Source organism: Paragemmobacter straminiformis, from assembly GCF_014243445.1.
Classification (GTDB): domain Bacteria; phylum Pseudomonadota; class Alphaproteobacteria; order Rhodobacterales; family Rhodobacteraceae; genus Paragemmobacter; species Paragemmobacter straminiformis.
In genome coordinates this window covers 307,822-320,762 of record NZ_JACLQD010000005.1, presented here as the reverse complement: position 1 = coordinate 320,762, position 12,941 = coordinate 307,822, and the positions used below count along the sequence as shown (strand labels likewise).

The following is a 12,941-nucleotide window of genomic DNA, read 5'->3' as shown; positions in this document are numbered from 1 at the left end:
GCACCTCTCCCCTCATGCGCCCGCAGCCTTGGCCGCCAGCGCCTCTCTTGCAATCTGTCGCTCTTCTTCCGCGGCGACTGTCCAGATAGCGACACGGGAACCCGCCCCCGTCAACTCTGCCCTGCCCTCCGCATTGGCGGCGGCGTCATAACCTGCCCCCGCCCATGCCAGCCCGTCCAGTATGCCCGCCCGCACCGCCACATCGTTCTCGCCGATGCCGCCGGTAAAGGCGATGCCGTCCAGCCCCCCCATCGCCGCGATCATGCTGCCCGCATGGCGCACCGCCCAGTAGACGAAATGCGCCCGCGCGAAACCTGCCCGATCCGTCCCCATGCGGGCCAGCTCGCGCATGTCGGACGCACCGCCAAGGCCCAGCAACCCGCTCTCGCGGTTCAGGATCCGCCCCGCCTGCGCAACCCCGTGCAACTCGGCCAGCCGCAGCACCGCGTTGCCGTCGATGCCCCCCGTCCGCGTGCCCATCGTCAACCCGTCAAGCGGCGAATAGCCCATTGTCGTGGCAACCGACACGCCCCCGCGAATGGCGCAGAGCGAGGCACCGTTGCCCAGATGCAGCGCGAGCAACCGGTCCGGCAGACGCGCGCCCAAGGCCCGCACCAACCCCGCATAGCTGATCCCGTGGAACCCGTATCGGCGCAGACCCATCGCCTCGGCCTCGGGCGGCAGGGCGTAGCGCACCGCCACCTCGGGGTTAGTCGCATGGAACGCGGTGTCGAAACTTGCATATTGCGGCAAGTCGGGCGCAAGCCGCCCCAGCGCGCGAATGGCCGTCAGGTTCGCGGGGTTGTGCAACGGGGCCAGCGGCACCACCGCCTCGATCCCGGCCACCACCTTTGGCGTGATCCGGCAGGGCTGCACCAGCTTTGCGCCGCCATGCACCACCCTGTGCGCGGCGGCGTCCAGCCGTTCCAACCCCAACCCACGCTCGGCCAGCGCCTCAAGGCAGATCGCAAGCGCAGCGGCATGGTCCGGCACCACGCGGCCGCCGCGCAAATCACCCACCTCGACCCGCGCCGCGCCGCCGATCTCGGTCACGCGGCCGGACGCGACCTCGGTCAAACCCTCGTCAAAGACAGCGATCTTGATCGAGGATGATCCCGCATTGACCACCAGCACCGCCATGTCAGAACACCGCCTTCACCAGCCCCATCAGGGCCAGAAGCGCCAGCAGCACGATGGCAAAGCGCCTGAACTCTTGCGGATCGGTGCGCAGGAAATGCCGCCCCCCCAGCCAGTTGCCCAGAAAGGTCAGCGGCAAGGCAATAAGCGACGCCCAGATCGTGTCCCAGCTTACCAGCCCGTGCCACCAGTAAAGCGGCGCGGAATACAGGTCCAAAAGCGGGAAATAGGCGATCAGCGTGGCGCGGAACACATTGGCCGGAATCGCCTGCGCCGCGAAAAAGGCGGCAATCGGCAAGCCCCCCATACCGGGCGCATTGGCCAGCCCCGAAACGATGCCGGCCGCGAAATTGCTTCCCCCCCGCCATTCGCCGCGCAGCTGCCATCCCGCCAGCAAGACCAGACACATGACCAGCACATAGGCCGAAATCACCGCCCGCGCCGTATCCTCGGAAACGCCCGTCAGCGCCCAAAGCCCAAGGGGCAGGCCGATCGCGGCCCCGCCCATCAGAAACCACACGCGCCGCCAGTCGACATCCTGCCCGACCCCCCGCCACGCCTGCAAGGACATGGCGGATTCAAGGATCACCACCACCGCCACCATGTGCAGCGGGTTCATCACCAGACTCGAGGCCGCAATCACAAGCGCCGAATAGCCGAACCCCGAATAGCCCCGCACCAGCGCGGCGATCAGCACGGCCACCGCCATCCAGACCGCCCCGCCAAGCCCGAGGTCAAATGGCATCAAACCACCTGCGGGCGCATATCCGCCTTGGAGATCCCCGCCACCGCAACCGGCTTCTTCATGGCATCGCGGCGGAAAGGCTCGCCCAGTTCCTGATTGATCAGCGCCTCGATCAGCGTCGTCTTGCCATGCTTCATCTGGTCGTCGATGGCCTTGGCCAGCGCGTCGCGCAGTTCCTCCATCGTGCGGGCCTGAACGCCCTGCAAGCCGCAAGCCTTGGCGATGCCCGCATAGGACACCTGCGTATCCAGTTCGGTCCCGACGAAATTGTCGTCATACCACAGGGTCGAATTGCGCTTCTCGGCGCCCCACTGGTAGTTGCGGAACACGACCATCGTGATCGCGGGCCATTCGGGCCGCCCGATGGCGGTCAGTTCCGTCACCGCAATCCCGAAAGCGCCGTCCCCCGCAAAGCCCACGACCGGCGTGTCGGGGCAACCGATCTTGGCCCCGATGATCGAGGGCAGGCCATAACCGCACGGCCCGAACAGGCCCGGCGCCAGATATTTCCGCCCCGCCTCGAATGTCGGATAGGCGTTGCCGATGGCGCAGTTGTTGCCGATATCGGACGAGATGATTGCCTCCTTCGGCAGCGCGCTCTGGATGGCACGCCACGCCATGCGCGGGCTCATCCATTCGGGCTTGTCCGCCCGCGCGCGCTGGTTCCACGTGGTGCCCGGATCGTCATCCTCGTGGTCCATGCTGGCAAGCTGCTGTGCCCAGCGGCTTTTCGTCGTGGCGATGGTGTCACGCCGCGCATCGCGCCCCGCATCCCCCGCCGTGCCCGAAAGCCGCGCCAGAATCCCCTCGGCCACCTTCTTCGCATCGCCGACGATCCCGACCGTCACCTTCTTGGTCAGCCCGATCCGGTTGGGGTTGATGTCGACCTGAATGATCTTGGCCTCTTTGGGCCAGTAATCCAGCCCATAGCCCGGCAGGGTCGAGAACGGGTTGAGCCGCGTGCCAAGGCACAGCACCACATCGGCCTGCGCGATCAGCTCCATCCCCGCCTTGGACCCGTTATAGCCCAGCGGCCCCGCAAACAGCGGATGGCTGCCGGGAAAGGCGTCATTGTGCTGGTAGCCCACGCAGACAGGCGCGGTCAGCCGCTCGGCCAGCGCCATGCTTGCCGGAATCGCGCCGCCGATCACCACGCCCGCACCGTTCAGGATCACGGGGAACTTCGCCGACGACAGCAGCGCCGCCGCCTCGGCAATGGCCGCCTCGCCGCCCGAGGGCCGCTCGAATTCCACGATCGCGGGCAGGTCGATGTCGATGACTTGCGTGAAATAATCGCGCGGCATGTTGATCTGCGCGGGGGCGGAATGGCGCTTGGCCTGAAGGATCACGCGGTTCAGCACCTCGGCCACGCGCGAAGGGTCGCGCACCTCTTCCTGATAGGCGACCATATCCTTGAACAGCGCCATCTGCTCGACTTCCTGAAAGCCGCCCATGCCGATGGTCTTGTTCGCCGCCTGCGGCGTGACCAGCAACAGCGGCGTGTGGTTCCAGTAGGCGGTCTTTACGGCGGTGACGAAGTTGGTGATCCCCGGCCCGTTCTGGGCGATCATCATGCTCATCTTGCCCGAGGCGCGGGTATAGCCATCCGCCATCATCCCGCCCGAGCCTTCGTGCGCGCAGTCCCAGAACGCGATGCCCGCCCGCGGGAACAGGTCCGAGATCGGCATGAAGGCGGACCCGATGATGCCGAAGGCATGCTCGATGCCGTGCATCTGCAACACTTTCACAAAGGCTTCTTCCGTGGTCATCTTCATCGAAGTCACTCCTGATCCCGCCGCGCCCGAACGCACGGCACTTTGCGGCTTTCTACCCCCGCCCCCGACCCAACCTTAGGGCCAGACGCCAGACCCGCTTAAGTCCAGTCACCACAGGGCCGACACTCGCGCGGCTCTGGCACGGCACGGGGCCGCCGAAGCGCCAGCCTATCCGCGCCCGCAGACCAAAGGGAAGGGCTTGCCCCGCAAGCATGGCCCCCCGCAAGCGCGGCGCTGCCCTTGCCAAGCCTTGCCCCATCGGCCATCAACCAGCGCATGACCGCCCATGCCTTCACCTTTGCCGAAACCGCCCTCAGCGCCCTCGCCTCGGGCGCGCTGCATTGGCCCGAGCGGCGGCTTCTCTGCGTCTCGGACCTGCATCTTGGGAAATCCGAACGCCTTGCCCGCCGCGGCGGCACGCTTCTGCCCCCCTACGAGACGCGCGAAACCCTTGCCCGCCTCGATGCGGCCATCGAGGCGACGCGCTCCGAAACCGTCATCTGCCTTGGCGACAGTTTCGACGACCTCGCCGCCGCCGATGCGATGCCGGACGCCGAACGCCTCTGGCTCGCCCGTCTCATGGCGGGCCGCGACTGGGTCTGGATCGAAGGCAACCACGATGCGGGCCCCATAGACATCGGCGGCACCCACCGCGCGGAACTCGCGCTTGGCCCGCTCACCTTCCGCCACATCGCACAGGCGGGGGCCAAGGGAGAAGTCTCGGGCCACTACCACCCCAAACTGCGCCTTGCAGGCCAGTCGCGCCCCTGCTTCCTGCTCGACGCCGACCGCCTGATCCTGCCCGCCTTCGGGGCCTATACGGGCGGGATGCGCCACGACGATCCGGCGCTGTCGGGCCTTATGGGGCCAAAGGCGCTGGCCATCCTGACAGGCCCCCGCGCCATCCCCTGCCCGCTTCCGCGATAGAAAAAGGGCGGCCCCGCAGGACCGCCCCCCCCGTTCCGAACAGCCCGTTCCGAACACCCCGTTCGGACCAAGGCCCGCACTCAGGCCGTCAGCCCCTTCGGCTCAGGCAAGCCGTTCGCGCGGCAGCAGGCGGTCAGCGTATTGGCCAGCAGGCAGGCGATGGTCATCGGCCCCACGCCCCCCGGCACGGGCGTGATCGCCCCGGCCACGGCAGCGGCACTGTCGTAATGCACATCGCCCACCAGCTTGGCCTTGCCGTCCCGCTCGATCCGGTTGATGCCCACGTCGATCACCGTAGCCCCCGGCTTGACCATGTCGCCCGTGATCATCTCGGGCCGCCCCACGGCAGCAACCAGAATATCGGCGCGCTTGCACACCTCGGCCAGATCCTTGGTGCGGCTGTGGGCAATCGTCACCGTGCAGCTATCGCCCAGCAGCAGCTGCGCCATCGGCTTGCCCACGATGTTTGACCGCCCGACGACCACCGCATTCATCCCCGCAAGGCTGCCGTGGTGGTCGCGCAGCATCATCAGGCAGCCCAGCGGCGTGCAGGGCACCATGCTTTTCTGCCCCGTGCCCAGCAGACCGACGTTCGAGATGTGGAACCCGTCCACATCCTTGGCCGGATCGATGCTGTTGATGATCAACTCGCTGTCCAGATGCTTGGGCAGCGGCAATTGCACCAGAATGCCATGCACCGCCGGATCGCCGTTCAGCCTGTGGATCAGCGCCAGCAGATCGGCTTCCGAGGTTTCGGCCGGAAGCCGATGCTCGAAGCTTTCCATGCCCACCTCGATGGTCGAGGCGTGCTTGTTCTTGACGTAGACCTTGCTCGCGGGGTCCTCGCCCACCAGCACCACGGCCAGACCGGGCGTGATGCCCTTGTCCGCCTTCAGCTTCGCCACATGCCCGGCCACCTGCCCGCGCACATTCGCCGCGAAAGCCTTGCCGTCGATCACCTTGGCCACCATGTCCCCGCTCCCTTTTTCCCTGTCAAACCGCAGCCGCGAAAGCGGCGCTGTAATGGTCTCTTTGCATCCGTGTCGCCAGAACCGCATTCTTCAGCAGCACCGCCACCGTCACCGGCCCCACGCCACCGGGGACAGGGGTGATCCAGCCCGCCACCTCGGCGCAGCTGTCGTAATCGGCATCACCCACCGTGCGACCCTCGACACGGTTTATCCCGATGTCGATCAACGCCGCCCCCGGCTTCAACATATTGCCCGTCACAAGGCCCGGCTTGCCAACGGCCACAAAGACCGCATCGGCCGCGCGGCTGTGAACCGCGACCTGCCGTGTCATATGGTGGCAGACCGTAACCGTGGCCCCCAGCCCCATCATCAGAAAGGCGATCGGCTTGCCCACGATCTCGGAATGCCCGATCACGCAGACATCCAGCCCCTCGACCTTCAGCGGCAGGGTTTTCAGGATCTCGACAGCCGCAACCGCCGTGCAGGGACCAAGCGCAAGATCGTTGTAGACGATGTTCCCGATGCTTGCCGGATGCATCCCCTCGACATCCTTCAACGGATGCACGGCTTTCTGCAAAGCCTTCACCGGAATATGCGCAGGCAGCGGGCGCTGGATGATGATGCCGTTCACACGCGGATCGGCATTCAGCCCCGCCAGCACGCCTGTCAACTGCTCGAGACTGATGGTCTCGGGATAGTTGCGCGCCTCGAAGGCGACTCCTGCCGCCTCGGCCTGCCGGCGCTGGTTGCGCACGTAAAGCTCTGCCGCCGCAACATCCCCGACCGAGATCGACACCAGACGCGGCTCCCAGCCCGCCTGTGCCAGCGCGGCCGCCTCTTGCGCGACCTCTGCCGTCATGCGGGCCGCAATGGCCCTGCCGTCGATCACCGTTGCCGTCATCCGCCGCCCGTTTCCCCCAGCTGCGGCAGCGACGGTCAGTCGTCGCGGCCCAGTTGGCTTTCTTCCCGTTCGATCGACCATTCGACCAGCTTGCGCCACAGCTTTTCAAGCTTGTCCGGCGGCAGGCCCTGCGCCTCGGCGTGCCGCCGCACATTGGCGATCACTTCCTCGACGCGGCTGTTGATCCGCGCCGGCAGACCGACCTGCGCCTTGATCTCGGCGGCGCGGTCGATATAGCCCACACGCTGCGCGAACAGGGCCACCAACTCTGCATCCAGCCGGTCGATCTCGGCCCGGATATCCGCCATCGTCTCGCATTCCGCCGGTTGCTTCATCGCCGCGCCTTTCGTCTTACAGGGCGCGAGGTAAACCCTCGCGCCCCGTTTCGCAAGACGAGCGCCTTAGAACAGACCCTCGACGTTGCCCTGGTCGTTCAGCCGGATCACCTCGGCCGACGGCACCTTGGGCAGGCCCGGCATGGTCATGATCTCGCCGCAGATCACCACGATGAAACCGGCCCCTGCCGAAAGCCGCACTTCGCGCACCGGAACCGTGTGGCCCGTGGGGGCGCCGCGCACGGTCGGATCGGTGGTGAAGCTGTATTGCGTCTTGGCCACGCAGATCGGCAGATGGCCGTAGCCCGCCGCTTCCCAGCCCTTGAGCTGGTCGCGGATCGACTTGTCGGCAATCACCTCGTCGGCATGGTAGATGCGCTTGGCGATGGTCTCGATCTTCTGGAACAGCGGCATTTCGTCGGGGTAGAGCGGGGCAAAGTTCGACGCACCCGATTCCGCCAGCGCCACGACCTTGTGCGCCAGATCCTCGATCCCGGCCGAGCCGTTCGCCCAATGCTTGCACAGGATCGCTTCCGCGCCCTGCTCGGCGACAAAGGCCTTTACCGCCGCCACTTCGGCATCGGTGTCGCTGTAGAAGTGGTTGATCGCTACGACGACCGGAACGCCGAAGGATTTCACGTTGGCGATGTGGCGGCCAAGGTTCGGGCAGCCCTTCTTGACGGCATCGACATTCTCGGCACCCAGATCGGCCTTGGCCACGCCGCCGTTCATCTTCATCGCGCGCACCGTGGCCACGATCACCGCAGCGGCAGGCTTCAGGCCCGCTTTGCGGCACTTGATGTCGAAGAACTTCTCGGCCCCAAGGTCCGCGCCGAAACCGGCTTCGGTCACGACATATTCACCCAGCTTCAGCGCGGTCTTGGTCGCAATGACCGAGTTGCAGCCGTGGGCGATGTTGGCAAACGGGCCGCCATGCACGAAAGCAGGGTTGTTCTCCAGCGTCTGCACAAGGTTCGGCTGCATCGCATCCTTGAGCAGCACGGTCATCGCGCCATCGGCCTTGATGTCGCGGCAGTAGATCGGCTTCTTGGCACGGGTATAGGCCACGACGATGTCGCCCAGACGCTTCTGCAGATCCTCAAGGTCGTTCGACAGGCACAGGATCGCCATGACTTCCGACGCCACCGTGATATCGAAACCGGTCTGGCGCGGGAAGCCGTTGGACACGCCGCCAAGCGACACGACGATATCGCGCAGCGCGCGGTCGTTCATATCCATCACGCGGCGCCACATCACGCGACGCTCGTCGATGTCCAGCTCGTTGCCCCAGTAGATGTGGTTGTCGATCATGGCCGACAGCAGGTTGTGAGCCGAGGTGATCGCGTGGAAGTCGCCGGTGAAGTGAAGGTTCATCTCCTCCATCGGCACGACCTGCGCATAGCCGCCCCCGGCCGCGCCACCCTTCATGCCGAAGTTCGGGCCAAGCGAGGCTTCGCGGATGCAGATCACGGCCTTCTTGCCGATGCGGTTCAGACCGTCGCCCAGACCGACCGTCGTGGTCGTCTTGCCTTCGCCCGCAGGCGTCGGATTGATCGCGGTCACAAGGATCAGCTTGCCGTCCTTCTTGCCCGCCAGCGACTTGATGAACTCCTGGCTCACCTTGGCCTTGTCATGGCCATAGGGCAGCAGATGCTCCGACGGGATACCGAGCTTGGCGCCGATCTCCATGATCGGCTTTTTCTTCGCCTCGCGTGCGATCTCGATGTCGGTCTTGAATGCCATGGTCCCGTGCTCCCGTTGGAGGCTCATGCCCCGTTTGCGACTTGATAGCGGGCCAAACGCACTATGTTGTGGGCTTTTACGACATGTTCCCCGCCATTTTCGCCAGCGCAGGTTTCCGATCGGAAATTATGGAACAAGGGCGGAAATCTTTCCAAATATGGAACATACATTCCACGACTGCCGCAGGCAGACCCGCTGCACCCGCGCTTCCCGCAGACAGGGCGTGCCGACCGTGACGAAGATTTTTCGGACGAAAAATCTTCGCGGCTGCACCCGCGCTATCCGCGCCGCGCAAGCGCCAGATGCGGCCAGACCGGCTGGTCCGGCACATGCAGGCGGATCGCCTCGCCCAGGGTCAGCATGCCCTCGCGCTCGACCCAGGCCGTCACCCCGCGCCGGCCCTGCGCGGCGGGCTTGAAGGCCGCACCAAGGCCGGGGTGCCGCGCCTCGATCGGCTTGGCAGGCAAGACGCAGGGGCGGTTCTCCATATCCACCACCAGCGTCGCCCCGCCCGCCGCCTGCAAGCGGCTCGAGGGCGGGATGCGGCTGAAATCGGGGATACCCTCGATCATCATCGTCGCCCCCACCAGCGCGGGGTCCAGCCGGTCTATTCCCATGCGCCCGGCGATGGCGGCCAGATCCTCGGCAGACAGAACCGAAAACTGCCGCGTGTTCCTGATCTCGGTCGCGCGCGGGTAAAGCCCCAGCACGCGACTGCACGAAGGCCGCACCAGCCCGCCATGATCCTCTCCCTCGGGCCCCGCAAATGAGGCCCGCAGGGACGGCACGGGTTCGGACTCGAGTTGCCGTCCACGGTCGGGCACACGGCCCAGCCAGACGATGCGGCCGACGAAGGCGGTGGCTTTCAACGCAGGCATGGAACCTCCGGCAGATTGGCAAGGCGGCGGCCCTCCGGTGTGGAAAGCCCCGTCGCCCCCAACCTCGCCGCTTGCGGCGCGACACACAAGCCCCGCCATGCGGCCGACCCCTCGGCCTGCATCTCCCGGCCCCGCATCTCCCGGCCCCATATCTCCCGGCCCCAGCCTCTCGGCCCCGTGTCAGGCGGCCCCGTGTCAGGCGGCCCCGCATCTTCCTGCCCCGTGTCAGGCTCCGTCCCAAACGAAAGCCCCGAAACCGTCTCGGGTTTCGGGGCTTTCATTTTCAGCGGTCCGGCAAAGCCTCAGACCATCGGCTCCGGTTCGAGCCCGCCACCCTTGGGGGCCTTGGGCTTGGTTTTCGGAATCGCGGCGATCGACCCGCCGCCACTGGCCGGACCGGCGGTGTCGTCGTCCTTGCCAAGGGCCTCGCCGGCGATGACCTTGCGGATTTCGTCGCCCGTCAGGGTTTCATATTCCAGAAGCCCCTTGGCCAGCCGCTCGAAATCATCGGCCTTCTCGGTCAGGATGCGATAGGCGGTCTCGTAGCCTTCGTCGATCAGGCGCTTCACCTCTGCCTCGATCAACGTCTTGGTATCGGCCGAAACCGAGAAACCCGCCGTATTGCCCTGATAGCCTTCATGCGCCTCGGCATAGTCGATGTTGCCGACCTTTTCCGACATGCCCCAGCGCATCACCATCGCCCGCGCCAGCGACGAGGCCTGCTGGATATCGCCCGCAGGGCCGGACGAGACGCCCTCTTCCCCGTATTTGATGATCTCGGCCGCCTTGCCCGCCATCGTCATGGCGATCTTCTGCTTGCCTTCGTCCTTGTGCATGTTCAGCCGGTCCATCTCGGGCAGGCTGACAACCATGCCCAGCGCACCGCCGCGCGGAATGATCGTGGCTTTGTAGACCGGATCGCACTTGGGCATGTTCATGCCCACGATGGCATGGCCTGCCTCGTGATAGGCGGTCTTTTCCTTCTGGTCGTCGGTCAAGACCATGCTGCGGCGTTCGGCCCCCATCATGACCTTGTCCTTGGCATTCTCGAAATCGTCCATCGTGACGAAACGGCGGCCCACACGCGCGGCCATGAGCGCCGCCTCGTTGACAAGGTTCATGAGGTCCGCACCCGAAAAGCCCGGCGTGCCGCGCGCGATGGTGCGCAGGTCGACATCGGGGCCAAGCGGCACCTTGCGGGCATGGACGCCAAGTATCTTCTCGCGCCCCTTGATATCGGGGTTGGGAACATGGATCTGCCGGTCGAAGCGGCCCGGACGCAAGAGCGCGGGGTCCAGAACGTCCTTGCGGTTGGTCGCAGCGACGATGATGACACCCTCATTCGCCTCGAACCCGTCCATCTCGACCAGCAACTGGTTCAAGGTCTGCTCGCGCTCGTCATTGCCGCCGCCGATGCCCACGCCACGGGCACGGCCCACGGCGTCGATCTCGTCGATGAACACGATGCAGGGCGCGTTCTTCTTGGCCTGTTCGAACATGTCGCGCACCCGCGATGCACCGACACCCACGAACATCTCGACAAAATCCGAACCCGAGATGGTGAAGAAGGGCACACCCGCCTCGCCCGCAATCGCGCGCGCCAGCAGCGTCTTACCCGTGCCCGGAGGGCCGACAAGCAGCGCGCCCTTCGGAATCTTGCCGCCCAGACGGCTGAACTTCTGCGGGTTGCGCAGGAATTCGACGATCTCTTCCAGTTCTTCCTTGGCCTCGTCGATGCCCGCGACGTCGTCAAAGGTCACACGGCCCTGCTTCTCGGTCAGCAGTTTCGCGCGGCTCTTGCCAAAGCCCATGGCCCCGCCGCGCCCGCCACCCTGCATGCGGTTCATGAAGAAGATCCACACCCCGATCAGCAGCAGGAACGGCAGCCACACGCCAAGCATCGAAACGAAGCTCGACTGTTCCTGCGCCTCGGCCTTGACCTCGACACCCTTGGTGATCAGCCGGTCGGCAAGGTTCTCGCCCTCGGGTTTGATCGTCACATATTGCGACCCGTCCTTGGCCCGCACCAGAACACGCTCGCCATCGAGCGTCACGCTCTGGACGTCGCCGCTGTCCACGCGCGAGATGAAATCGGAATAGGACAGGCTGCGCGACGACATGGTCGTCTGGTTACCGCTGAACAGGTTGAACAGCGCAAGGATCAGCAGGAACAGAACGACCCAGAACGCGATATTTCGTGCATTGCCCACGAACAGTCTCCTCAAACCGCCACGCGCTCAAAAGAAGGGCGCGGCACTTATGTTCTAAGATAGAGATAACGGCCACAGGTTCAATGCGATAAAGCGGAAGATAACGCGGCAGCGCCCTTTGCCGCAGCCAGAACGCCCTGCGGCGGCACGCAGCCGATCTGCCATCCCGCCGCCATCCCGGCCAGCGGAGCCGCCACCAGATCGCCCCCGTTCCACAGTGCAGGCGCGGCCAAAAGGGTGGCGCGCGGCAGACCCGTCGCCCGCCAGCCGGAACATTGGCGCAGGCCCGTCTCGCCCAGCGCGCGCAAGGTCAAATCATTGTTATTGCCACCGCTTGCCCGCCAACGCCCGTCCCAAAGCGCATTTGCGGGCGTCTCGACACCCGCCACCGCCCGCGCCTCGCGCCCGATGCGCACCCGCCCCTTGGCTGTCGTCACGCGCACGCCATGCAGCGTGGCCGCCCGCCCCGCCGCCACCGCATCGCGCAGCCGGACCATATCCGCACCCCTTGGGCCATATTCCGCCGAGGCCACCCAGACCACCGCAGCCAACAGCAACCGGCGCCGGATTTCGGCAGGCAACCGGGCAAATTGCGCGGCGTCGAAGATGACATCCCCCGCCTCGATCCTGCCGCACTCTGCCGCGACCGCCGCGGCCTGCCCGTCCAGCGCCTCGCGCGCCTCGCGCATCCGCAGCGCGGTCTCGGCCAGCACATCGGACCCGATGCCCTGCGCGCCAAGGGCCGCCACCATGCGCCGCGCCCTGACCCGCGCGAAGCGGTCATTCTCGTTCGACGGATCGTCGAACCACGCAACGCCCCGCAGGCCCAGCCAGTCGCGCAACTCTTGCCGCGACACCTCCAGCAAGGGGCGCAGGAACATCACCCCCGACACCTCGCGCCGCGCCGCCATCGCCGCCAGCCCGTCGATCCCCGCCCCGCGCGCAAGACGCATCAGAAAGGTCTCGGCCAGATCATCCCGCGTATGCCCCAGCGCGACAGCACCCAGCCCTTCTGCCCGCGCCCAGTCCGACAGCAGCGCCAGCCGCCCGCGCCGCGCGCGGTCCTGCAGGTTTCCAAGCCCGTCCCAGTGCCAGCGCAACGTCCTGTGGGCAACGCCCAAACCCGCACAGGCGCGCGCCACCGCTTCCGCTTCTGCCGCAGCCTCGGCGCGCAGGCCGTGATCGACCGTGGCCACCGCCACCGGCACCGCAGCCGCCACGGCCAGATGCAGCAGCGCCATCGAATCCCCGCCCCCCGAAACGGCAAGGCCCAGCGGAAGCTTCACCCCCGCCAGGCCCTGCCTGAAACGCTGTTCGAT

At 66.2% G+C, this 12,941-nt stretch carries 11 protein-coding genes; 1 reads left to right on the top strand and 10 read right to left on the bottom strand.

All coding sequences use genetic code 11. The features are described 5' to 3' along the window. Nucleotides 1-12 precede the first annotated feature (12 nt). The 3 genes from H7F16_RS17125 to xsc are packed head-to-tail and all read right to left on the bottom strand — an operon-like array spanning nt 13 to nt 3,657. Nucleotides 13-1,140, bottom strand: coding sequence for an acetate/propionate family kinase (locus tag H7F16_RS17125; protein ID WP_185798841.1), 1,128 nt, complete (start codon nt 1,138-1,140; stop codon nt 13-15). Nucleotide 1,141: 1 nt separating this feature from the next. Beyond that, nucleotides 1,142-1,882: a sulfite exporter TauE/SafE family protein gene (locus tag H7F16_RS17120; RefSeq protein WP_185798840.1), complete on the bottom strand. Its 741-nt coding sequence runs from the start codon at nt 1,880-1,882 to the stop codon at nt 1,142-1,144. Next, nucleotides 1,882-3,657: a sulfoacetaldehyde acetyltransferase gene (gene xsc, locus H7F16_RS17115; protein WP_185798839.1), complete on the bottom strand. Its 1,776-nt coding sequence runs from the start codon at nt 3,655-3,657 to the stop codon at nt 1,882-1,884. The genes H7F16_RS17120 and xsc overlap by 1 nt, the downstream gene beginning before the upstream one ends. Nucleotides 3,658-3,933: 276 nt before the next feature. Between xsc and pdeM the strand changes: the two genes are divergently transcribed. Beyond that, nucleotides 3,934-4,584 (top strand): ligase-associated DNA damage response endonuclease PdeM, encoded by a 651-nt coding sequence (gene pdeM / locus H7F16_RS17110; RefSeq protein ID WP_185798838.1) that lies wholly within the window; start codon nt 3,934-3,936, stop codon nt 4,582-4,584. Between the two features lie 80 nt (nt 4,585-4,664). Here pdeM and folD read toward each other — a convergent pair whose 3' ends face one another. The 7 genes from folD to tilS form a co-directional block, all read right to left on the bottom strand. After that, the gene (folD, locus tag H7F16_RS17105) at nt 4,665-5,555 is read right to left on the bottom strand and encodes a bifunctional methylenetetrahydrofolate dehydrogenase/methenyltetrahydrofolate cyclohydrolase FolD (protein WP_185798837.1); all 891 of its coding nucleotides are present in this window, start codon (nt 5,553-5,555) and stop codon (nt 4,665-4,667) included. A 22-nt stretch (nt 5,556-5,577) separates the two neighbouring features. Beyond that, complete coding sequence (locus tag H7F16_RS17100; protein ID WP_185798836.1) at nt 5,578-6,456, bottom strand: bifunctional 5,10-methylenetetrahydrofolate dehydrogenase/5,10-methenyltetrahydrofolate cyclohydrolase; 879 nt, start codon at nt 6,454-6,456, stop codon at nt 5,578-5,580. A 35-nt stretch (nt 6,457-6,491) separates the two neighbouring features. Beyond that, nucleotides 6,492-6,791 (bottom strand): chorismate mutase, encoded by a 300-nt coding sequence (locus H7F16_RS17095; RefSeq protein WP_185798835.1) that lies wholly within the window; start codon nt 6,789-6,791, stop codon nt 6,492-6,494. A 66-nt stretch (nt 6,792-6,857) separates the two neighbouring features. Next, nucleotides 6,858-8,534, bottom strand: a complete 1,677-nt coding sequence (locus tag H7F16_RS17090; protein ID WP_185798834.1) for a formate--tetrahydrofolate ligase — start codon at nt 8,532-8,534, stop codon at nt 6,858-6,860. 278 nt (nt 8,535-8,812) lie between these two features. Beyond that, the gene (locus H7F16_RS17085) at nt 8,813-9,412 is read right to left on the bottom strand and encodes an MOSC domain-containing protein (protein ID WP_185798833.1); all 600 of its coding nucleotides are present in this window, start codon (nt 9,410-9,412) and stop codon (nt 8,813-8,815) included. 302 nt (nt 9,413-9,714) lie between these two features. Beyond that, the gene (gene ftsH / locus H7F16_RS17080; protein WP_185798832.1) at nt 9,715-11,622 is read right to left on the bottom strand and encodes an ATP-dependent zinc metalloprotease FtsH; all 1,908 of its coding nucleotides are present in this window, start codon (nt 11,620-11,622) and stop codon (nt 9,715-9,717) included. 80 nt (nt 11,623-11,702) lie between these two features. After that, nucleotides 11,703-12,908, bottom strand: coding sequence for a tRNA lysidine(34) synthetase TilS (gene tilS / locus H7F16_RS17075; RefSeq protein ID WP_338402023.1), 1,206 nt, complete (start codon nt 12,906-12,908; stop codon nt 11,703-11,705). Between the last annotated feature and the right edge of the window lie 33 nt (nt 12,909-12,941).